Raw genomic sequence first — 20,370 nt, 5'->3', positions numbered from 1 at the left:
TATCAAGCGGGCTGGCATCAGAAGAACGACGCGACGAAAATACAATCGACATTTTATAACTTTCGGAACACTCGTAACAAATACAGTCATTACGCTAACACGAATTGACCAAATCAGGTAGAAATTTCACGCCAGCATCGTTTGCATCGCATCATCGTTGCTAGCATTTTCAGAAGGCGTAAGGTTCGATTGTGCCTGTGCGATAGCGTTTTCGCCAATCCCAGCCGTCTCTTCCATTATTATGGCAATGACTTCATTGGCCAACTCCGAAGCGTCTGGCACTTCGGGGATGTCAATCAGTGCTGCCTGATGCAACAGCAGGTCCGAATATTCGCCGCCCGCTGCCATAATGGTTGAGTCGACACCAGTCTTGGTGATGTTGGCTGCATTCAACAGGGCGTTTCCGGCTCCGTTGACCGCGGCATCAACAGCAGCTGCTGCTTCAAGCGAAATATCGTCTTGATCCTGCAACAATGTGACCTGTTCGACCGAATTGACCTGCAAAAGATCGCCGTCGATCTTCAGTACGCGAAGCAACTCCATGCCGGCGTAGTCCGGATTGGATGTCAAAGCGTCTTCAAAGGCCTCGCGATCAATCTGCTGCAACGGCATAGCCTCGGCATGGGCCATGTCCAATTCTTCCACCGTGTCCTCGCCGGTCGTCGTCAGATTGGCCTGGTTCATAACCAGATTGTCGTCACCCTCTTCCGGCTTGCCGGCGCCATAGACGTCATCGTCCAACAGCGCGATGGTCTGGTGCAGCATATCGACCGAAATCATGTTTCCACCGATCATGATCAGATCGTAGAAATTGCCCAGTTCAACGATGTTTGTAACATTGGTCAGAATGTTGTCACCCAATGTGAACAGGCTGGTCGAAGCCGTGACTTCCGTGTTGATCTTGTCGATATCTGTGGCGTCGATCACCTGCTTGATGAAGTTCGTGACCCACAAATCGCCTTGTATCCACGTGACCGAGACAATCGGATCCGCACCCGGCTCTGCTACATTGTCGTCCTGCCACCACTGTTCGCTGGCTTCGGTCCCGATAAATGACGCCTGAACCACATTGGTGTCACTTTGAACACCGGGTTCACCCTGATCGATGTCGGACACCACCGCCACCTGACTGATCACTGTCAGGTTAACGGACTTGCCGCCCACTGCGATGACGGGCGCGTCGACCCAGGCCACAGTGATGTTAACCTCGTTGACCGCAAGGTTTCCGCCCGCGATAACCGTATGGCCCTCGCCGAACTCATCATCATCCGAGCGATCCCATTCGTCCGGGGTCATGTCTGGCGTATCGTCTTCTTCCTCGTCTTCTGTCTGGTGATGCGCGGGCAGAAGATCGTCCCAATCCGGAATTTCTTCGACCATTTCGCCATTCACAATAACGCCCAGCGCGTCCTCGCCGTGGAACTGGTGAATGGTCACGCCTTCGATTTGAGATATCATCGGCGACTGCATCTGTTCAGCCAGACTTTCGAGGTATTCCAGCGACTTATAGTCTTCAATGTTCAGAGATGGCGTTGCAATTGCGTGCATCGACAACGCGACATCCAGCATCTGCTCGCCTTGCGCAATCTGGATTTCGATATCGCGAAAATCGCCGTGACCGATGACATCGTTGTCGTTCAGGACAATCGCCTGGAACGTGTAGGTCACGGCCGAGCCGATGATGAGTGGTGGGACTTGTGGATCCAGAATTAATACTGCTGTCTGCGCCGTCCCCAACTGAACATCCGGAATATAGGGATCGGGTCCGAAGCTGGGACCGACATATATCTCTGACAACGCAAGCGCCCCATCAGGCACGGGCGGCAAAGGAAGATCGGCAGGAGGAGGCAGAAGTTTATAAGGGAGTGGATCATATTCTCCTGGTGGGAGATCTAATTCAGTAGCGATCCGTATGGATATCGGATCGTCAAGTTCATCCAGTTCGACTTTGCGCCGAAGCGCCGTGAATTCTTCGTACTGATCTCTCAGCCGGGCCTGTTCAATCGTAAGCTCAAAGGTTCCAATAAAATGCGCTATCGTTTCTGTAATACTGTCGAGAGACATATCGGTTTCCTTTTCCCCGCCCCGGCCTAAAATTTCCGCTTTGGGTTTGTTGTGCCGAGGCCACTTGTCGCGGCCTCGGCGGTTTCGTCAGAAGGTCGGGGCCCGATAATTCGGGCCCTGACTGCGACTTACACGTCGGTGTCGTCGCTTGCGAAGCTCGAATTCATCGCACCGCCAACCATCGTGGTGTCGACCGAGTTGCCAAGAACATTGGCACCCATGACGATCGACTGGTTGAAGGCCGAAGTATCGACAACTGCGGCTGCAGATGCATACGACTCGCCGTTGATGATACCGTCGCCACCGTTGTTAGAGCCCCAGGTTCCTGCGTTTCCGCCAGCTCCGCCGTCGCCCGAGTATGCGCCGGCCGAGCTACCGCCCATGCTGTCACCACCCATGGAATCCCCGGACATAACGTCGACAGTGGCCTGGCCGCTTGAGCCGCCCGTTGCCGTTCCGGCACCGCCTGCACCGCCAGCACCGCTAGTAGCAGTACCCGTGGCTTCGTTCATAGCGGACGAATCCGAGTCATTATCGGATGCCGACGCGCCGCCGTACCCGGCGATTGCTTCAGCCAAGCTGTCTGCCGAACCATCGGCTTCGAACACGGAGTCGAGTGCACCTGCACCACCACCGCCGCCAACCGCGTCAGATTGTGCTGTACCGGCGCCATCAGCGTCAGCATCAGCCGCCGAAGAGCCTGTTCCACCTGCACCACCATCACCGTCAGCTGCTGAGCTACCGGTGCCAGTTCCATCGCCGGCACCGCTAGCTGTATTGGTTCCACCGTCGCCACCATCTGCATCCGCATCAGTAGCGTTATCGGCAGCACCAGCAACGTCGCCCGAGGTCTGGTCGACATCCGGGCCAGAAGCGGATTGATCGCCTACACCCTGGCCATCGACATCTGCAGCGGCGTCTCCAGCATTGCCATCACCACCGTTGCCATCACCGGCTGTCGACGAACCGCTACCAGAATCCGCTTGGGAATTACCGGTGTCGGCATCTGCGTCGCCTCTTCCGCTTTCCGAGATTTCCTGTTGGAGGCGCGCAATGGCTTCTTCTACGAGACGCGAGAAGCCGCCTTCTCCGTCACCGCCGGCCGCCGAGGTATCGTTGTCGGATTCACCACTGCCTGTACCGTCAGCAGTATTATCACCCGCATCATTGTCACTGGCGTCGGTGTTGTTGTCGCTGGCGTTGTCAGCAGAGCCGTCTGCATCTGCGTCACCATCGCCACCATCTGCTCCGGAGGCGTCACCATCGTTGTCGGTTTCGCCGTAGCCTTTGGCTTTGGACGCGGACTCGTTGTCACCACCATCGGCTTGTGCATTCGAGTCGCTGTCGGCATCAGCAGTCCCAACTCCCTCTGCGTAAGAGTCTACATAACCACCGTCACCGCCTGCATTGTCTGCATCGTTGTCAGCGTCGGTCGAGTTGTCAGCGTTCGAGTCGCTACCCGCTTCGCCACCATCGCCACCGCCGCTTTCACCATCCGCTTCTGAATTCGAACGCGCTTTACCGGTGTTTTCATTGTCGGCATCGCCAGTATGGCCACCATAACCGCCTTCTGCGTCTGCATCTGCGTTGCCGGTCTGACCGCCTTCGCCGTACGCATCGCTACCGATGGTTTTGCCACCATAGCCGTCGCCACCGCGGCTGTCGCCGCCCATGCCGGAGCTCGCGCCATTTGCTGCGGAACCGATACCTTCCTTAGCGTTGGCTTCACCGCCATTGGCATCGCCATTCTGCTGGAAGTCGCCGTAGTTTCCGACCTCAGCGTTGTCGAGGTCGTCATTGTCTTCAAGGCTTGCCAACTGATTGCTGACAAAAGACATATCGTTTCCTTCGCCATCCAACGAAATGTTGAGGTTCATGTCGTCGCCGGGATCATAGTCAAGATCGCGACCAGCAATTATTACGTCACCCATGCTGGCGTTGTCGCCCAGATCCAGGTCGACTTGATCGTCATCACGCGGGATCCACTCGCCACCACCAAAGTCAATGTTCACAGCATTGCTGTTCGAGTTGTCGTTGCTGTCGTCACCACCGTTTTCATTTGATTGCGACTGTGTTTGATCCTGGTCTTGACCCTGATCCTGATCCTGACCCTGTTCGTTTTCGACCTTGTTCTTTTGCTGTTGTTGCTGGTTCTGTTCGTTGTCGACGCTGTTGTCGTTGGTTTGCTCTTGCTCATTTAGATTTGCGTCAATCTGAGCTTCTTCGACTGTAATATCGGCATCGATATCAACATGGGCCTCTTCGACCTCAACTTCACCGATTGCAGTAATGTCGTTGTACGGTTGGTTGCGTCTACTCATAATAGTTCTCCACTTATGAAGCGCGCTGACCGTCACTCATCTCTAAAACGGTTACTGGCGCAGTTGAATAATAAGAGCCGCACTCATGCGCAAAACGCGCGTGTGCGGTTTCGTTCAGTGAATTTTACCCACCCTCCTTTCTCGGCTTAGCCGACGCCGTGTCTGCGGAAGTAGCTCGCGGAAATGCGCGATTCGCGGACACATCAGGAATTAAGGCTTCAGAATAGAAGCGGGATCATGGTTACAGGCAGAGCGCGTCGTGAATAGCTACCTTAAAGGACTAGAACGCCCAGGGCCTTGATTTCATTACTGTAATGCTCGTGTGATCGAATAGCAGTCGCAGCAATGGCCAATCGCGCGGGTCAAATCTCACAATTTGGGAAACCCATTGTTTTCCACCACTTACGCGAGAGGAAGTACTGCCGACCTAAACGAAAGCATTAGAACTGAATTTTCGGAACGGCGCACATCATTGATAAAACTTGTACTTTCAGCTATAGTCGTGCGCCAATAGCGTAAGTTACTTTAATTCTGTTCTACCAGTACTGGTTACAATTTCGCCGTTATTTTTCGCGGCGTGGGTTAATTAAAAGGGGGCGTGGCAATGGGCATTCCGATTCAGGAAGATGCTGTTCAAAACGATTACAATCCCGAAGAATTCTCGATCAATTTCGTCGGCAAAGAACTCTTCTATTCAAATCAAACGATCCATGGTGTCCGATCCGAATTTGGCGTGATCACGCGCCGGATCGAAACAATTGACGCGCTGTCTGCGCCCAGCGGCTCGGACGTTGGGGCCGGAAAGGTCGTCGTCGTCGACCAGATGATGCTGGACGACCTGTTGAACCGACCGCAGGCCTATATGGAAGTCGCGGGATCAGGCAGCTTGGCCTTTGCTTACCGCAAGGAAGAATCTGCCCGGCTTGCATTCGAAAAGTGGGATCGCAGCAAATTCGGCGACATCGGATACCTTCCGATGAACGTCGCGCCAGATGTATGGCGATCTATTTTGCGCCTGCTGTTGCATGAAGAACTGTACCTGCCATGTTTCCTTGCGGATTGCGTGGCACATTCACCTACGCCGTCGAATGGTGCGCCAGCAGCGACTTCAAAGCCCAGCGACCTCCACCCGACATACTCCAAGCTGACACGCCGAGAAAAGCAGGTGCTGAAACTGGTGTCGAAAGGTCAAAGCAACAAGATCATCGCATCGAACCTGGGCATCACCGAACACACGGTCAAACTTCATATGCACAACGTGGCGGGTAAGATCGGTGTCAGCAACCGGACTGCAGCCGCGCAATTCTATTTCGAGGTTGCGCCGGACGAAGCGCGAGAACTGCCGGTTGACTGACGATTTCGAAGCCCGATTTGACCGCCTGATCCTGCTGGTCGGCAAGTTGAACTACATGTGGACCAACACGGAAAGCCTGTTGATTCACCTAATCGCCGGGTTGACCCGCACCAACAAGGATACCTCGGTCATTATCTTTCTGACGCTGAACACGACCCGCGCCAGAATTGATCTGGTCGAGCGGCTGGCCAAGATGGAGGGCCGCCCGCCAGATATCCGTGACCCAATCCTTGAGCACACGAAACGTCTCAGCAAGCTTTCGGGAATTCGGAACAGATACAACCATTGCATCTATTCCTTCGACCCAGACAGCGGCAATCCGAAGACAATCCTGATGCGTATTGCGGACCGGAAGACGGACATCAAACTGGGCCGCCAGGATACGGTTGACGAAGGTGCGATGAAAGAAATCGAAAAGGTGGTCGACCAACTTTCAGTGGCGAACCGGGAAATGTGGAAACTGATCAACGATCTTGGGTTTCCAGCTTAGCAATGCGCTGGTGCGGGCGGTGGGACTCGAACCCACACGGGCATACGCCCTTCAGATTTTAAGTCTGATATGTCTACCATTCCATCACGCCCGCTCAGCGTGCCAAGCCTCTGTTGGACCTCAGGAACTCAGTAAGGCCATCAGATCACGAATTCAATGCGTTTCACCTGGGAAAATTCGGCATCAAAACGTCGCGGTATCCCCCGCATTTCCCCTGCCCGTCCATCGCCGCGGCACTTCAATCACATTCTCTTGGGTTGCATGACGTTTGCTTAACCTCCACTTGGAGTTAAACTATGCTGCAGAGCAGAAAAGCAATTGAGTTAAGTCGTGAGCACCGAGCAAAAGTCCTTTGAGGATCGTATCGCCCAAATCAATAAACGCACGGAAGAAACAGCCCGGAAAAATCCCAGACCCAAAACCGATAACATCTGGAAACGCCTCGCCTATCCAGGGGCATTCTTGGGCGCATTTACGCTTGGCTCCATGGTGGTTTTTCTGACCCGTTTCATTCAGTTTCAAATGGTGGGCGTGCCAGAAGCAGGCAAAGTGAACACGCAGGACTTTATCGGCATCGCGATGGCCAGTCTGGCGGGTATGGTCATTTCGATGTTTCTCAGGGACAAGCAAAAAGAGTTCGCAAGTGCCAACACAGTTGGGGTCTTGTTGACAACTTTCACGTTCCACAATCTGGTTTGGGCCTACCCCGTTCAATTCGAACGAATGTATAGTGAGGACTGGGTTGAGTTCATGCAAAAGATTACCGAGCCCTCTAGCCTATACATCTTTGGCATCACTATCGGATTAACCTAAATATCGGGGGCCGAGGGATCGCTGCCAGCTGCAGCGGAAAAGTGAGTCGTGCACCATTCGAAGCAGAATTTTGATATCGCCCAATCAGCCACCAAATAGCAGCTAGAGCAAGCGCGCAGATAGCGCCCCAATCTGACAGAGACAGAATCGATCTGTTCGTGCAGTCATTCCGGTACCTTACTGCATCTTAGATATTGGAGAGTTAGTGGTGCCCCCACACGGACTCGAACCGCGGACCTACTGATTACAAATCAGTTGCTCTACCAGCTGAGCTATAGGGGCGCTGGGTGTCGATTACTTTCTCTTTTGACGGACTGCAAGCCTCAATTTTCATCCAAACTTAGGGATTTTGAATTTTCCTTGTGACGTGACCGATCACCTTTAGGTGGGGGGCAATATTTGACTGTCCCCAGCACAGCCTGTAACTCGACAGGCAGGTTCAGGAATGCAAGGACAAGAACCAATCATGCAGGTTGCTATCCACGCAGGCGCAGCTTTTACCGATGAAGGGCGGCTGCTCAGATCGTTGCAAACCAATGGAGCCGCTCTGGCCCAAAATAGAGTTTCTTATTTTGGCCCTCGTCGTTACCGGCAAGTATTCAAACCGGCATTCCAAGCACTAAATACACGACCGCCGTTGCCAGATGAGATTGAACGCATCCGGAGCAATCTGCCGATCCAACCAGAGGTAGCGCGAGCCATTTTTTCCAGTGAGGGTTTCATTGGTGAGAAAGATTCGGTGCTCGCGGACGGGCAATTCTATCCCTTCGCGGGCAAACGAGTGTCTGTTCTGGAAGAGGCCTTTAGCGATTGTCAGTTAGAATTGTTTCTGGCGCTCAGGAACCCCGGCAGTTTTATCCCGAAATACCTGATGTCTTTACCGGAACAGGCGCGCGAGGACGTGATCCGCAACAATGATCTTAGTCACCTCAGCTGGGTTGAGATGATCGAAGATGTTCACGACTTTGCCCCCGGGGTGCAGATTACCCTGTGGTGCAATGAGGACATTCCGCTTCTGTGGGGGGACGTTGTGCGCAGCGTCGGCGGGCTTGCTGCGGACGTTGCGATCAAGGATGAATATGACCTGCTGATCTCTTTGCTGACCGAAGAAGGTCAATCACAAGCGCAGGCGATTCTGGACCAGGTTTCGACGCTTTCACAGGCTGAGACCCGTGACGTTCTTGCAGACATTCTGGCGAACCATGCTCAACCGGACAAAATGGAAGAAGAGCTGGACCTGCCCGGCTGGAGCGATGAGATCATCGACGCATTTTCCGAACTGTACGAGCAGGATCTGACCAGGTTGGAAACGATGGCCGGGGTGAAGGTTCTGAAACCCTGACCCCAGGCGCGGCTCACATGCCCAACGCTTCCTTATACATTTCGAGTACCGCCTCTTCTTCGGCGATATCGTCCTTGTCGCGTTTGCGCAGCGCGATGACCTTGCGCATCACTTTTGTGTCGTAACCGCGGGCTTTGGCTTCGGCCATGACCTCTTTCTGTTGTTCCGCCAGATCCTTTTTTTCGGCATCCAGGCGTTCAATCCGCTCCACGAACTGACGCAGCTCGCCCGCTGTCACACGGTAGTTGGCGGCGGCCTGATCTTCGGTCACGTCTTCCATATTTATCTCTCCAAAAGGCTGCGATCTGATGCATTAGCAACGGCAGTTAGCCGGATACATTGCCGCCGCGTGAGCTGCAAGCATCCAATCCTCGATGGGCTTGTGCGCGGTCGGTCGATCCGCTAAGCGCAACCAGGATTTGCGGAAAAATGTGGGGAACCATGTTCGAAATCATCACCTGGGGCGGTGCCGCCCTGTCACTTGCAGGCCTGCTGGGTCTGGTTTGGTGTATCCTGCGTGTGATGAAAGCGCGCAAATCCGGCCTGTCGGACGATGAATTGCGCGCCGCTGTTCAAGGCGTCCTGCCGTGGAATCTGGCGTCGCTTTTTCTTTCGGTGATTGGCCTGATGCTGGTGATCTTGGGAATCTCGTTCAGCTGACACTTCGCCTCAGACCGGCATATTGTCGAACTGCGCCTCGATGACATCTTCGCACAAAGCCGCATCCAGGTGTCGCAGGCGCGATGGCACGTGCATGCCTTCCTGACGCATCCGATCAATCACTTTGGTTACACTGGGCTGAAGCGCAAGCCGGGTCTCAAAACAGGCATTCTGCAGCTTTTGCTCCAGGTGTTCGGCTTCGGAATACAAACTTTTTGCAGACATTTTATTCCTCCCAATTTCTATCACTGTCGCCGATATAGGTAACGGTTTTAAGACCTGGTTATCCTGGCGAACAAACGCGCGGAAAACTGCCTGTCGCCCACCCGGTATCGGCAACCTAAGGCAGAATGATTAAATTCTAATCGGAATTGGATTAACTTGCCTTGACACGCATCAAATCAAAGATTGCCGGTTGCATCATATTCTGAAAAACATATATGATGAGTTGCGCGCTGACGGAGAGCCAAATGACACCAATTGTGAAAGCGTTTTTCGACCCTGACACCAATACGGTCTCGTACCTCGTACAAGAACCCGAGGGGACGGCCTGCGCAATCGTCGACAGCGTTCTGGACTTCGATCACGCCTCGGGCCGAACGAAGACCGACTCGGCGGATCAGATCGTCGCTTATGTTCGCGACAATGAGCTAAGGGTCGAGTGGATTCTGGAAAGCCATGTGCATGCCGACCACCTTTCGGCGGCACCCTATCTGCAACAGGAACTGGGCGGAAAGATCGGTATCGGTGAACAGATCGTGACGATCCAGGAAACTTTCGGGAAAATCTTCAACGAAGGGACCGAGTTTCAGCGCGACGGCAGTCAGTTTGATGCTTTGTTCCGCGATGGCGACAGCTTCCATGTTGGGCAGATGCGTGGCGATGTTTTCCACACGCCCGGCCATACGCCCGCCTGCATGACATATGTGATCGGAGACGCGGCTTTTGTCGGTGACACGCTGTTCATGCCGGATTTCGGCACCGCGCGGTGCGATTTTCCCGGCGGGTCTTCGGAAATGCTGTTCGAGTCGATCCAGAAGATCCTGGCACTACCGGATGAGACACGAATCTTTGTCGGCCATGACTACAAAGCTCCGGGGCGTGATGAATTTGCCTGGGAGACAACAGTCGGAGAGCAAAAAGCCCTGAACGTCCATATCGGCCAAGGCAAATCAATCGAGGAATTTGTCGAGATGCGCGATGCCCGCGACGCAACCCTGCCCATGCCTCGCCTGATCCTGCCGTCTTTGCAGGTTAACATGCGGGCCGGGCAGATGCCGCCTGCGGATGAACAGGGCGACGTGTTCCTGAAGGTGCCGATCAACAAGTTGTGACGCAGACCCATCGGGCGAACTGAGGATAGCGAATGTACATTGAATGGATTTGGGGGCTTGCCGGTGGCTTGCTGATCGGGCTGGGCGCTGCAGTCTACCTTCTGGGCAATGGGCGCATCATGGGCGCCAGTGGGATTCTTGGCGGGCTGGTTGATGGCAGTGACCGCACGTTAGAACGCCTAAGCTTCATCGCAGGCGTCATCGCGACGCCGCTTATTTTGAGCCCCCTGCTCTCTTCTACGCCCATGACCCATCTGACCGACAATTTCACAGTGATCGTCATCGCCGGCCTTTTGGTTGGCGCAGGAACGCGCATTGCCAATGGATGCACCTCGGGGCACGGGGTATGCGGTATCTCTCGATTCTCTGTCAGGGGCATCATCGCGACGTTGATCTATATCGGCGCAGGTGGGGCAACAATTGCCCTGATGCGCCATGTATGGGGACTGATTTGATGCGGGTTCTCATATCGATGCTGGCCGGATCTCTGTTTGGTGCCGGCCTTTTGATTTCGGGCATGACCGATACCACCAAGGTTCAGGGGTGGCTGGATGTGTTTGGAAACTGGGATCCCACTCTGGCATTTGTGATGGGCGGCGCGATCCTGCCGATGCTCATCGCCTGGAGAATGACTGCCCACCGCAGACCGCTGACCGGTGGTCAGTTTCCTAAGATGAGCCCGCCCGAGCTGGACCGCCGCCTGATTATCGGTTCCGTGATGTTTGGTATGGGCTGGGGCTTGTCCGGGCTGTGTCCCGGACCCGCTATCGCGTCCATCACCTATGGCGGCCTTGGCGGCGCTGTGTTTCTGGCTGCGATGATCACGGGAATGTTTGCGGCGCCCGGACTTGGTGCGCAACTGGACAGATCCGCAAACGCGGCCTAAGCAATTGCCATGGAGATTCGACCAATAACCCCCCGCTATGCCGTCTCGCCCCAAATCACGGTCGAGGACGTCCCAGCCATCGCCGCAGCAGGTTTCGTTAAGGTCATCTGCAACCGTCCGAATACGGAAGTTCCACCAACCATGCAGTCGGATGCAATCGGACAGGCTGTCCGGGCGGCCGGGATGGAATATGAGGTTCTGGAACTGACCCACCAAACCATGACGCCTGGCAATGTCGCCCTGCAACGAGAATTGGCTGAAAGCTGCTCTGGCCCCGTCTTAGCCTATTGCGCGTCGGGCACGCGCTGCTCAGTGGTTTGGGCTTTAGGTCAGTGCGACCACATGAGCGCGGACGAGATCCTCGAGGCCACAACCAAAGCCGGATATATGCTGGACAACCTGCGCCCCGCGCTGGAGCATATGCGCGGTTCTGACGGCTAAGGACGTTTGTCACTCAGGTTAGGTTGGGTCGGGAATGTCGTCCAATCCCGTCAGACCTGCCAGTTGCGAAATCTCGGCCGCCATCTGATCCGGGCTGCCTAAGCCCAGATCGCTATCCAATTCGTTTAATGCCACTTCATCTATCGGCACGACCTCATGTGCGGGATCGATTGGCATCGGATCTTTCAGAGTGTCCGGCACTGGCGTGCTGCTTCGTGCCTCCAGAAACTCGGGCATTTCAGCTTGCTCCAGCGCCGCAGCCGAAGCACATTCGTTCAACCGTACTGCGCGCATCCCACCGCATTGCCCCAAACGTCCAATTGCAGCCCGCGTTCGACCAATTGTCAGGATTTCCGCGCGGTCCAGCCGTGATCCGGTCAACGGTAGAACGTCCCCAACTGACAGCCCGGACAGGGTTGCCAATGGCACTGACATCCTGCCGATCACCGTATTCAATTCGGCCCGGACAACCCCCGACGCTTGCTCAAGCTTCGGGCCGGCAGCAACTTGAATTTCATCATCGGCCCCCTGCTCTGTCGGTGTATCGGGCAACAGAACTGTGATCTGCCCCTGTCGCAACCCACCGCCAAGTTCTACCGTCAAGTCAAACACGCGATATGCGTCTTCGACCATGGCCAGCGACAAAGAGCGCAGATCTGCCAACCGCGCCCGGAATTCATAACCGGCAAGACTGGATTGATCGGCGGCTGTATCGACCAGCGCGACAGCCCTGGCCAAAGCGTCTTCGACCAGCGGCGCCACCAATGCGGCATCCGTATCTGTGTACTCCCGTGCCGTTGGCGGGTTCGGCATAACTTCACCAATTGTCTGCACTTGCACGATCGCTGACACGACCCCCATATCCACGCAAATCGCCGCGGACATCCCGTCCGCGTTGCCAAGGCGCAGCAGCATCCAGTTCGCATCAACCTCCTCAGCCAGCGTGTCCTGAGCTTTGAGAGACTGCTTTGCCCCGATCACGGATAACGGCAGCTGGAACCGATCCCCTGCCGTTCGCGCAAAGGCCAGTCGCAGGGCACGAAGAACGGAACGCGGCTTTTCGCCTTGTTCCTCTTGTCCTGCGGAAAGTTTGCGCGCCAAAGCTGTGCTGACAGACTGCGTCATGCCCGATACCGATTTGAGTTTCTGAACCTGGTATCCGGTCTAACCCGAGGCGGGTTACCAATGTCTTTATGCTCGTATCATTGCGCAGCTTGCCGGTGCGCCAGCGGAAGGCGGACGCGAAAGGCCGCACCGCCCTGCCCAGGAAGATAACTGATCTCGCCGCCCAGACGCTGCATGATCTCGCGACAGATCGCCAGCCCCAAACCAGCGCCACCCGCCTTGTCCCCACCGACACGGGCAAACTTTTCGAACACCATCGATTGCGCTTCGGGTGGGATGCCACTGCCGTTATCGGTGAAATCAATGACGAGCTGCCCCCCGACATCATGGGCCGAAATGGTCAGAACGGGTTCATCCGCGTCGCAATATTTCTGCGCGTTCGAAATCAGATTGATAAAGACCTGCCCCAACCGATCAAGATCAGTGTTCAACGGAATACGCTCGGACGGTCGCGAGCGGCGAATCCTGAGTTTTGGATGTGACCCCGCCAATGCGCTTGAGACCGCCCGATCCAGGATCGAACCAAGGGTATCCCCACCCATATTCAGGCTCACACGACCACTTTCCAGAACGCTCAGGTCCAGCAAATCGTCCAGCAGGCGAGTCAGTCGTAGCGCCTCATCGTGGATAATCGCGGCATAGCGCGTTTGCTCTTCGGCACTCAGACCGTCCGTATCGCGCATGATCTCGGAAAAGGCTCGGATTGAGGTCATCGGCGTCCGAAGTTCATGGCTGACCTGACTAAGGAACCCGTCTTTTTGTTCCGAGATCTGTGTCAGCTTGGTATTCGCCTCCCGCAATTGGCGCGCGGTACGGCTGAGCTCGGCGGATTTGGCCTCAAGCTGGCTGGAATACTCCAACAGTTCCGCCGACTCGTCAGCCACCGCAAGCAAGTCCTCAACCGAAACGGACGATCCACCGACAATCTGCCCGATCATCGCATGGGCCGTGGCCGCGCCGACCGAGCCGCTGAGTTCACGTTCCAGTCTTTCCAAAAAACCCGGCGTGGGTTCCGGCAAGCTTGTCCGTCCACCCTGTGCTTCGGCCTCGTGCTGAAAGAACTCCTGCGCCGGGCCAGAGCCCAGAATGCGCTGTGTCATGATCATCAGGTCTTCGCTTTGCGCAACCGACCCGGTCCAACCAGCAGGTGAGACCGAGTGGTCAAAAACATTGACGAACTGCGCGCCCTGAAGACGCTCCAACGGGCTGGGAAAGCTCAACAATGACGCGGCGCAGAACGCAGCCGTATTCAATGCCAACGACCACATGACCGAGTGGACCATGGGGTCCATTCCTTCGATCCCGAAAAGGGCCCTTGGGCGCAGCCAGCCCCACCCGAAGGGACCGTTCTGCAACACCGAGTCGGGCATTATTGCCCCGCCCATCCCCGGTAGTAACAAGGTGTAAATCCACAGCACAAAACCAACCGTCAGCCCCACCAACGCCCCGGTTCGCGTGGCCCCGCGCCAGAACAACCCTCCTACCAGCGCTGGCAAGATCTGGGAAATGCCCGCGAAGGCCACCAGCCCGATCGACGCCAGTGCAGCCCCACCGCCCGACAAGCGGTAGTAATAGTAACCCAGCGCCATGATGACCGCGATGGACACGCGCCGCGCCATCAGCACCACGTTGCGCACATCACCCGAGACCGAACCCGCCCCCCCTTGCGTGCTTAGCCAGATCGGCATGACCAGATGGTTCGACACCATGGTCGACAACGCCATTGCCGTCACGATGACCATAGACGTGGCCGAGGAAAACCCGCCGATAAACGACAGCATCGCCAGCCAGTCGTTCCCCTGCGACAAGGGCACCGTCAGCACGAACAGGTCAGGGTTCGAGCCTTCGGGCATCAAATCCAGCCCCACGACGGCGATGGGCACGACAAACAGGCTCATCAACAGCAGATATAACGGGAAAGCCCAAGCAGCGGTTCTCAGATGCCCCTCATCCGCATTTTCAACGACCATCACCTGAAACATCCGCGGTAAACAGATGAAAGCGGCAGCCGAGAGGAAGATGAAGGTCGTCCAGCGTCCGGCATCCACATTCCATTGCCCGATTTCCGAGGCATCGATGCGATCCATCATCGGGCCGATCCCACCCGCAACCCCCCAAACCACGAAGACACCAACCGCAAGCAAGGCGAACAGTTTGACGACCGATTCCAACGCAATGGCGGTGACCACGCCGTGGTGACGCTCATTCGCGTCCAGATTTCGAGTGCCAAATAGGATAGCAAATACCGCCAGGCCCGCAGCTACCCAAAACACACTGGAACCTTCTCGGTAGAGGCCCGAGGGATCAGCCTCTGCAAAGATGGAAAAAGACAGTGTAATGGATTGCAGCTGCAACGCGATGTACGGCGTTCCACCCAAAACGGCCAGAATGGTCACGCAAATGGCCAGCGTGTTGGATTTTCCGTATCGCGAGGAAATCAAGTCTGCGATGGATGTTACCCGCTGGGTGCGTCCGACCCGAACGAGCTTGCGCAGACCCCACCACCAGCTGAGCATCACCAGCGTTGGCCCAAGGTAGATCGTAACAAATTCCAACCCGGACCGCGCAGCATTTCCGACCGCGCCGTAAAAGGTCCAAGCCGTGCAATAAATCGACAGCGACAAGGTATAAATCAGCGGAGACCGCAACCACGCCCCTCGGCCAGCGGCCGCCATCCGGTCAGCGGCAAAAGCCACCCCGAACAACAGAACGACATAGCCGAGGCAAACCAGGATCAGAACGTTTAGTGTGGCCATCAATCCGACTCTGCCTCGGCATCGTCACTTACAACCATTCGTCTGGCTGCAAATCCAAAGATCAGACTGATTATGATCAGCAAAGCCCAGCACGTGAAGATATACAGAACTGCTGAAGACAGCGGCACACCATCATCAGATGAGCCTTGGCTTGGCCAGAGCAGCGGAATGGCAACAAGAGCCGCCCCCAGAATGGGCAAAAGACGCGCGGCATCCATCAACCTGCGGCGGCGATAACTTTGACGCTCGAGAAATAGCGAAGGCCGGACCCCTTGGGGTTTGCGATCTTCGCCCGAGTTCATGACCGCGTTGCCTGCGCGTGCAGGTCTCGCACCGCTGTCAGCACTTCGGCGTTGGAAAACGGTTTGGTCATAAAGCGGCTGACCCCGGCATTTTCAGCCATTTCCCGGTCGCGCGATTGCCCGCGCGCTGTCAGCATCAAAACGGGCAAATGCTGCATGCCCTCAAGCTCGCGCAGGTTGCGCAAAATCTCCATCCCGCTTTTGCCGGGCAGCATAACGTCCAGAATGACCAGATCAGGGTTTGCGCCCTGAATGACTTCTATCGCATCCGACCCTTCTGCGTGCGTTTCAACGTGCCATCCCTCGCGGGTCAGCAAAAATCGAATGGCCTCAGCGATGTTGGGCTCATCCTCAATTAACAGAACCTTACGGCTCATATGTTCCATTCCTCCCCATGACAGGTTCTGTCCGTGAACCTGTCGGCGTCAGCTTAAGCCTTCTGTCAGGAAACTGTCAAAAACCTTCGCTCAAAATCGACGGCTCTCGGCGCGATGCACAGGCGTCATTCGGGCAAACCCGGCAGCTTGGGCCGACCCGGGTCACGGATTGCGCGCTCGGAGCCCCCTCTTCCACCGCTCGGACAAGCATGACTGAATGATAGGCGGGCGCATCGTCATATCCTGAAACCGCCTGCGGCCACGCGTAGGCATAGCAGTCGAACTCGGCCGCCGTTCGCCCCAATTGCACAACGCGTTTGCGGATCGGAACCAATGGTCTGTTCAGAGCCTGAAAGATGGGCCAGAACGGGCAGGCTTCGCCAAAGCGGGGCATGGCGAAGCCAGGCACGGATTTGCTGAACAGGATACTGCCCGACGCGTCACAGACCACCAACCCGGTCGGCCGCCCTAGATATCCTTCGGGCAATGTCGCCAGCCGCCGCAGGACTGTCGGGATATCTACTGAAAACCGTGCCGCCAGAGCCAGCGGATCAGGCTCGGCCTCGGTCAGAGCCTTCTGCACGTCGTCCAGAGGCATGGCTCTGACATCTGCGGCGTAGGTATCCAGATATCCCTTGGTCACAGTCCGCGCTGCTGCCGATTCAATCGCGCTCAGGTCAATGTCCGCACCGCTTCCGCCGGCTTCGATCTGCGGGAAATGGTGGCTGTTGGCCTGAAAAAAAGCCTCAGCATCCTCCGAGGGTACACCGCGACGGTCATCGGCCGCCTCAGAATCATCCAAATATGCCACCAGAGACTTGGAACTGTCAGCTAGCCTTTCAGCATCCTGGTGCAGGTTGCGGTGAAACCGATCGCGCCACTCGGGCTCGATTTCCTGCGTGTCGGCCAGAATCCCTGCCGTTGAACGAATGGCAGCGGCCGTTGACAGCACCTCGTGCATCGACGCGGCAAGATGTGGATCATGCGTCAGTCGGTCGGACAGGGTTTCAACCGTGCGCTCAAGCGAGACGACCCGGCGATGCATCTGCGCCAGAACTCCGGCCCACCCGGGAAACCGACCTGCGAACTCTTCCAGCGCGTCCACTTCGGCCTGTTGTCCAACCGCATCTGCAGCAGCCTCGCGCAGCGCCGAAATCAGCGTCGCCTCAATCCCTTGGGTCAGCAGCGAAGGCTCAACAGACAGCGCATTGGCGATATCCACCAGCAGCTTGCCCCCGATCCGACGGCGATTGTGTTCGATTAGATTCAAATAGGACGCCGAGATCCCAACCTGCCGCGCAAGCTCGGCCTGCCGCAGACCTGAGATTTGGCGTCGCTCGCGAATGCGGCTACCCGTCAGCGTGTCGCGCATGTTCCATCACCCAGTTTGCTCCAGCCTTTTCAAAACTCCCATTAAATTTCTATAGCTTAAAGGCCAATTTTCATAGTCCGTTTACAGCATTCACAGCTGTGATTACGGATGGCCCTTACCTTCCACCCCGGCAATCGGTGCCAAATCTGCATCCACCCTCTTCTAATTTTCCCGAATTCCTTGCACGATAGCCAGATGAGCGACCCAGCCTTCGAATATGCCCCCATCGGATTGGTCGAGTTGGAAAACCGCATCATCCGACGCTGCAATCTGCAATTCGCCCGCACCTTTGGCGGCGAGGAGGCAGAGTATCGCAATATGCCCCTGCTGCACCTCTACCCCTCGGTCGCGGACTGGGAGAGGATCGGACAGCGCGGCCTGAAAGCGATGCAGGACACAGGATATTATACCGACGAACGGGTCATGCGCCGACGCGACGGGGACTTGTTCTGGTGCCGTGCACGCGGGCGATCCCTGACACCGGACGACCCGTTTCGCCATGGCATCTGGAGCTTTTCCGACATCTCAGAAGACCGCCCGCTGGTCGAACTGACCACCCGCGAACGCGAAGTTGCGATCATGTCCTGCCGTGGCCTGTCCGCCAAGGAAATCGGCGTCGAGCTGGGGCTGAGCTATCGCACGATCGAGGCTTACCGCGCCCGTTTGCTAGAGAAGTTCGGCGCGCGCAAACTGCCGGAACTTGTGGCAAAACTCTCAGGCATGCCCCTTTAATCGGTTTCCCCCTCGAAATATTGGGCAAAACCCCCATCTGACATGCCGAGACTGCGCTTTTCATGACCGTGCGCATAGCTTATAACGCTGCGTAATCAGACCAAAGCCCGCGAGAACAGACGGGCCAAAGGGGAACCGTCGAGGACACTCATGACAGATACCAAACACGAAGCGGACGTGGCATTCATCAAGGCACTGGCCGAACTGCTGCGCGAAAATGACCTGACCGAACTGGAAGTCATGCGCGAATATGGTGACGACGACAGTTTGAATGTCCGCGTCAGCCGCATGTCGCAGGTCGCGCCCGCCCCTGTTCAGGTGGCCGTACCATCTGCCCCTGCGGCTGCACCCGCAGCAGCCGCTGCACCTGTCGAGGCCCCCGCTGCTCAGGAAGATCCGGCCAACCACCCGGGTGCCGTCACTTCGCCCATGGTTGGAACCGTGTATATGCAGCCCGAACCGGGCGCACCTTCCTTCATCAGCGTCGGTGCATCGGTGTCCGAAGGCGACACTCTGCTGATTGTCGAAGCGATGAAAACCATGAACCACATTCACGCGCCCAAATCCGGAACCATCAAACGCATTCTGGTCGGTGACGGTGATGCGGTGGAATTCGGCACCCCTCTGGTCATCGTTGAGTAAGGCGGTCCCATGTTCGACAAGATCCTGATTGCCAACCGAGGCGAGATCGCCCTGCGGGTCATCCGCGCTGCCCGCGAGATGGGGATTAAGACGGTCGCCGTCCATTCCACCGCCGATAGCGACGCGATGCATGTGCGCATGGCGGACGAATCGGTCTGCATCGGCCCTCCGCCCAGCCCGCAAAGCTACTTGTCGGTGCCCGCGATCATCTCGGCTTGTGAAATCACTGGGGCACAAGCGATCCACCCCGGCTATGGCTTCCTGTCCGAGAATGCCGAATTCGTGCAGATCGTCGAAGATCACGGCATCACCTTTATCGGCCCCACCGCCGAACACATCCGCGTCATGGGCGACAAGATCACCGCCAAGGACACGATGAAAGCGCTGGGTGTGCCTTGCGTTCCGGGTTCGGACGGCGGCGTGCCAGATCTGGAGACCGCCAAGAAAATCGGCGAGGAATTTGGTTATCCCGTCATCATCAAAGCCACCGCTGGCGGCGGCGGTCGCGGTATGAAAGTCGCGATGAGCGCGGATGAGATGGAAAGCGCATTTATGACCGCGCGCGCCGAGGGCAAAGCCGCCTTTGGCAATGACGAAGTCTATATCGAGAAATACCTGACCACGCCCCGCCATATCGAGATCCAGGTCTTTGGTGACGGCAAGGGCAAGGCTGTGCATCTGGGCGAACGCGACTGCTCGCTGCAGCGCCGCCACCAAAAGGTGTTTGAAGAGGCACCCGGCCCCAGCATCACCCCGGAAGAACGCGCCAAGATCGGTAAAGTCTGCGCGGACGCCGTGGCCAAGATCAACTATATTGGCGCCGGAACCATCGAGTTCTTGTATGAGAACGGCGAGTTCTACTTCATCGAGATGAACACCCGCCTGCAGGTGGAACACCCGGTGACCGAAGGCATCTTTGGCGTCGATCTGGTGCGCGAACAAATTCTCGTCGCAGCAGGAGAAGCGATGTCGTTTGGTCAGGACGATCTTGTGATCAACGGCCACGCCATCGAGGTCCGGATCAATGCAGAAAAGCTGCCGAACTTCTCACCCTGCCCGGGCAGAATCTCGGCCTTTCATGCCCCCGGCGGTCTGGGTGTGCGGATGGATTCGGCGCTGTATGATGGGTATTCGATTCCACCCTATTACGACTCGCTGATTGCCAAGCTGATCGTACATGGCCGCGACCGGGCCGAGGCGCTGGCACGACTAGATCGCGCATTGGGCGAACTGATCGTGGACGGTATCGATACAACCGTGCCGCTGTTCCATGCGTTGCTGCAAGAGCCGGAAATCCACAACGGTGATTACAACATTCACTGGCTGGAACACTGGCTTGCGGCGAATATGGCCCAATAA

At 56.4% G+C, this 20,370-nt stretch carries 21 protein-coding genes and 2 tRNA genes; 12 read left to right on the top strand and 11 right to left on the bottom strand.

What is annotated here, in order from left to right; translation table 11 throughout:
- Nucleotides 1-126: 126 nt before the first annotated feature.
- Nucleotides 127-2,064 carry a type I secretion protein gene (locus AC2FFH_RS15795; RefSeq protein ID WP_496844768.1) on the bottom strand — a complete coding sequence of 646 codons (1,938 nt, stop codon included), beginning with the start codon at nucleotides 2,062-2,064 and terminating at the stop codon, nucleotides 127-129.
- 128 nt (nucleotides 2,065-2,192) lie between these two features.
- On the bottom strand, nucleotides 2,193-4,385 hold the full coding sequence (locus AC2FFH_RS15790) for a hypothetical protein (protein ID WP_496768249.1): 2,193 nt from the start codon (nucleotides 4,383-4,385) through the stop codon (nucleotides 2,193-2,195).
- A gap of 604 nt (nucleotides 4,386-4,989) precedes the next feature.
- Between AC2FFH_RS15790 and AC2FFH_RS15785 the strand changes: the two genes are divergently transcribed.
- Together AC2FFH_RS15785 and AC2FFH_RS15780 are read left to right on the top strand one after the other, a co-directional pair.
- The gene (locus tag AC2FFH_RS15785) at nucleotides 4,990-5,739 is read left to right on the top strand and encodes a helix-turn-helix transcriptional regulator (protein WP_496844767.1); all 750 of its coding nucleotides are present in this window, start codon (nucleotides 4,990-4,992) and stop codon (nucleotides 5,737-5,739) included.
- Entirely contained in the window at nucleotides 5,732-6,229 is a 498-nt protein-coding gene (locus tag AC2FFH_RS15780; RefSeq protein ID WP_108862396.1) for a hypothetical protein, read from the top strand. Before AC2FFH_RS15785 ends, AC2FFH_RS15780 begins: the two co-directional genes overlap by 8 nt.
- Nucleotides 6,230-6,237: 8 nt before the next feature.
- Here AC2FFH_RS15780 and AC2FFH_RS15775 read toward each other — a convergent pair.
- Nucleotides 6,238-6,323 (bottom strand) — tRNA-Leu (locus tag AC2FFH_RS15775).
- 236 nt (nucleotides 6,324-6,559) lie between these two features.
- Between AC2FFH_RS15775 and AC2FFH_RS15770 the strand changes: the two genes are divergently transcribed.
- Entirely contained in the window at nucleotides 6,560-7,042 is a 483-nt protein-coding gene (locus tag AC2FFH_RS15770) for a hypothetical protein (RefSeq protein WP_496844765.1), read from the top strand.
- Nucleotides 7,043-7,248: 206 nt separating this feature from the next.
- Here the strand turns inward: AC2FFH_RS15770 and AC2FFH_RS15765 are convergent.
- A tRNA-Thr gene (locus tag AC2FFH_RS15765) sits at nucleotides 7,249-7,324 on the bottom strand.
- Nucleotides 7,325-7,781: 457 nt separating this feature from the next.
- On the opposite strand from AC2FFH_RS15765, the gene AC2FFH_RS15760 reads away from it, so the two are divergent.
- Entirely contained in the window at nucleotides 7,782-8,384 is a 603-nt protein-coding gene (locus AC2FFH_RS15760) for a hypothetical protein (RefSeq protein WP_496844764.1), read from the top strand.
- 13 nt (nucleotides 8,385-8,397) lie between these two features.
- Here the strand turns inward: AC2FFH_RS15760 and AC2FFH_RS15755 are convergent, their stop codons facing one another.
- Entirely contained in the window at nucleotides 8,398-8,664 is a 267-nt protein-coding gene (locus tag AC2FFH_RS15755; protein ID WP_058272185.1) for a DUF2312 domain-containing protein, read from the bottom strand.
- A 161-nt stretch (nucleotides 8,665-8,825) separates the two neighbouring features.
- Between AC2FFH_RS15755 and AC2FFH_RS15750 the strand changes: the two genes are divergently transcribed.
- Nucleotides 8,826-9,044: a hypothetical protein gene (locus AC2FFH_RS15750; protein ID WP_170565420.1), complete on the top strand. Its 219-nt coding sequence runs from the start codon at nucleotides 8,826-8,828 to the stop codon at nucleotides 9,042-9,044.
- Nucleotides 9,045-9,053: 9 nt separating this feature from the next.
- Here the strand turns inward: AC2FFH_RS15750 and AC2FFH_RS15745 are convergent, their stop codons facing one another.
- Entirely contained in the window at nucleotides 9,054-9,269 is a 216-nt protein-coding gene (locus AC2FFH_RS15745) for a hypothetical protein (protein ID WP_496726068.1), read from the bottom strand.
- Between the two features lie 245 nt (nucleotides 9,270-9,514).
- Here AC2FFH_RS15745 and AC2FFH_RS15740 point away from each other — a divergent pair, with 245 nt between their 5' ends.
- From AC2FFH_RS15740 to AC2FFH_RS15725, 4 genes are read left to right on the top strand one after another with little or no spacing between them, the layout of a single operon-like run.
- Nucleotides 9,515-10,378, top strand: coding sequence for an MBL fold metallo-hydrolase (locus AC2FFH_RS15740; protein WP_496768242.1), 864 nt, complete (start codon nucleotides 9,515-9,517; stop codon nucleotides 10,376-10,378).
- A gap of 32 nt (nucleotides 10,379-10,410) precedes the next feature.
- Nucleotides 10,411-10,833 (top strand): YeeE/YedE family protein, encoded by a 423-nt coding sequence (locus AC2FFH_RS15735; RefSeq protein ID WP_496768240.1) that lies wholly within the window; start codon nucleotides 10,411-10,413, stop codon nucleotides 10,831-10,833.
- Complete coding sequence (locus tag AC2FFH_RS15730; protein ID WP_496768238.1) at nucleotides 10,833-11,264, top strand: DUF6691 family protein; 432 nt, start codon at nucleotides 10,833-10,835, stop codon at nucleotides 11,262-11,264. The genes AC2FFH_RS15735 and AC2FFH_RS15730 overlap by 1 nt, the downstream gene beginning before the upstream one ends.
- Before the next feature lie 9 nt (nucleotides 11,265-11,273).
- Nucleotides 11,274-11,705, top strand: coding sequence for a protein tyrosine phosphatase family protein (locus AC2FFH_RS15725; RefSeq protein ID WP_108861797.1), 432 nt, complete (start codon nucleotides 11,274-11,276; stop codon nucleotides 11,703-11,705).
- Between the two features lie 18 nt (nucleotides 11,706-11,723).
- Here AC2FFH_RS15725 and AC2FFH_RS15720 read toward each other — a convergent pair whose 3' ends face one another.
- The 5 genes from AC2FFH_RS15720 to AC2FFH_RS15700 form a co-directional block, all read right to left on the bottom strand.
- Nucleotides 11,724-12,830 carry a FliM/FliN family flagellar motor C-terminal domain-containing protein gene (locus AC2FFH_RS15720; protein WP_496844762.1) on the bottom strand — a complete coding sequence of 369 codons (1,107 nt, stop codon included), beginning with the start codon at nucleotides 12,828-12,830 and terminating at the stop codon, nucleotides 11,724-11,726.
- A 77-nt stretch (nucleotides 12,831-12,907) separates the two neighbouring features.
- Entirely contained in the window at nucleotides 12,908-15,586 is a 2,679-nt protein-coding gene (locus AC2FFH_RS15715; RefSeq protein ID WP_496768233.1) for an ATP-binding protein, read from the bottom strand.
- Nucleotides 15,586-15,888: a hypothetical protein gene (locus tag AC2FFH_RS15710; protein ID WP_282169166.1), complete on the bottom strand. Its 303-nt coding sequence runs from the start codon at nucleotides 15,886-15,888 to the stop codon at nucleotides 15,586-15,588. The genes AC2FFH_RS15715 and AC2FFH_RS15710 overlap by 1 nt, the downstream gene beginning before the upstream one ends.
- The gene (locus AC2FFH_RS15705; protein ID WP_113788253.1) at nucleotides 15,885-16,265 is read right to left on the bottom strand and encodes a response regulator transcription factor; all 381 of its coding nucleotides are present in this window, start codon (nucleotides 16,263-16,265) and stop codon (nucleotides 15,885-15,887) included. Before AC2FFH_RS15705 ends, AC2FFH_RS15710 begins: the two co-directional genes overlap by 4 nt.
- A gap of 76 nt (nucleotides 16,266-16,341) precedes the next feature.
- Nucleotides 16,342-17,637 (bottom strand): helix-turn-helix domain-containing protein, encoded by a 1,296-nt coding sequence (locus tag AC2FFH_RS15700; RefSeq protein ID WP_496740497.1) that lies wholly within the window; start codon nucleotides 17,635-17,637, stop codon nucleotides 16,342-16,344.
- A 195-nt stretch (nucleotides 17,638-17,832) separates the two neighbouring features.
- Here AC2FFH_RS15700 and AC2FFH_RS15695 point away from each other — a divergent pair, with 195 nt between their 5' ends.
- From AC2FFH_RS15695 to accC, 3 genes are all read left to right on the top strand, one after another.
- Nucleotides 17,833-18,369 (top strand): LuxR C-terminal-related transcriptional regulator, encoded by a 537-nt coding sequence (locus AC2FFH_RS15695; RefSeq protein ID WP_058272193.1) that lies wholly within the window; start codon nucleotides 17,833-17,835, stop codon nucleotides 18,367-18,369.
- 150 nt (nucleotides 18,370-18,519) lie between these two features.
- Nucleotides 18,520-19,011: an acetyl-CoA carboxylase biotin carboxyl carrier protein gene (gene accB / locus AC2FFH_RS15690; protein WP_496736839.1), complete on the top strand. Its 492-nt coding sequence runs from the start codon at nucleotides 18,520-18,522 to the stop codon at nucleotides 19,009-19,011.
- 9 nt (nucleotides 19,012-19,020) lie between these two features.
- Nucleotides 19,021-20,370 carry an acetyl-CoA carboxylase biotin carboxylase subunit gene (accC, locus tag AC2FFH_RS15685; RefSeq protein ID WP_496844761.1) on the top strand — a complete coding sequence of 450 codons (1,350 nt, stop codon included), beginning with the start codon at nucleotides 19,021-19,023 and terminating at the stop codon, nucleotides 20,368-20,370.

This window comes from Ruegeria sp. YTSC003 (genome assembly GCF_059609785.1).
Note: the sequence above shows the minus strand (reverse complement) of the source record. Positions and strands in the feature narration are given on the sequence as shown.

Excerpts from the sequence above, each read along its gene's own strand:
- AC2FFH_RS15795 (WP_496844768.1), bottom strand. The coding sequence starts at position 2,064 with ATGTCTCTCGACAGTATTACAGAAACGATAGCGCATTTTATTGGAACC.
- AC2FFH_RS15790 (WP_496768249.1), bottom strand. The coding sequence starts at position 4,385 with ATGAGTAGACGCAACCAACCGTACAACGACATTACTGCAATCGGTGAA.
- AC2FFH_RS15785 (WP_496844767.1), top strand. The coding sequence starts at position 4,990 with ATGGGCATTCCGATTCAGGAAGATGCTGTTCAAAACGATTACAATCCC.
- AC2FFH_RS15755 (WP_058272185.1), bottom strand. The coding sequence starts at position 8,664 with ATGGAAGACGTGACCGAAGATCAGGCCGCCGCCAACTACCGTGTGACA.
- AC2FFH_RS15750 (WP_170565420.1), top strand. The coding sequence starts at position 8,826 with ATGTTCGAAATCATCACCTGGGGCGGTGCCGCCCTGTCACTTGCAGGC.
- AC2FFH_RS15745 (WP_496726068.1), bottom strand. The coding sequence starts at position 9,269 with ATGTCTGCAAAAAGTTTGTATTCCGAAGCCGAACACCTGGAGCAAAAG.
- AC2FFH_RS15740 (WP_496768242.1), top strand. The coding sequence starts at position 9,515 with ATGACACCAATTGTGAAAGCGTTTTTCGACCCTGACACCAATACGGTC.
- AC2FFH_RS15735 (WP_496768240.1), top strand. The coding sequence starts at position 10,411 with ATGTACATTGAATGGATTTGGGGGCTTGCCGGTGGCTTGCTGATCGGG.
- AC2FFH_RS15730 (WP_496768238.1), top strand. The coding sequence starts at position 10,833 with ATGCGGGTTCTCATATCGATGCTGGCCGGATCTCTGTTTGGTGCCGGC.
- AC2FFH_RS15725 (WP_108861797.1), top strand. The coding sequence starts at position 11,274 with ATGGAGATTCGACCAATAACCCCCCGCTATGCCGTCTCGCCCCAAATC.
- AC2FFH_RS15720 (WP_496844762.1), bottom strand. The coding sequence starts at position 12,830 with ATGACGCAGTCTGTCAGCACAGCTTTGGCGCGCAAACTTTCCGCAGGA.
- AC2FFH_RS15715 (WP_496768233.1), bottom strand. The coding sequence starts at position 15,586 with ATGGCCACACTAAACGTTCTGATCCTGGTTTGCCTCGGCTATGTCGTT.
- AC2FFH_RS15710 (WP_282169166.1), bottom strand. The coding sequence starts at position 15,888 with ATGAACTCGGGCGAAGATCGCAAACCCCAAGGGGTCCGGCCTTCGCTA.
- AC2FFH_RS15705 (WP_113788253.1), bottom strand. The coding sequence starts at position 16,265 with ATGAGCCGTAAGGTTCTGTTAATTGAGGATGAGCCCAACATCGCTGAG.
- AC2FFH_RS15700 (WP_496740497.1), bottom strand. The coding sequence starts at position 17,637 with ATGCGCGACACGCTGACGGGTAGCCGCATTCGCGAGCGACGCCAAATC.
- AC2FFH_RS15695 (WP_058272193.1), top strand. The coding sequence starts at position 17,833 with ATGAGCGACCCAGCCTTCGAATATGCCCCCATCGGATTGGTCGAGTTG.
- accB (WP_496736839.1), top strand. The coding sequence starts at position 18,520 with ATGACAGATACCAAACACGAAGCGGACGTGGCATTCATCAAGGCACTG.
- accC (WP_496844761.1), top strand. The coding sequence starts at position 19,021 with ATGTTCGACAAGATCCTGATTGCCAACCGAGGCGAGATCGCCCTGCGG.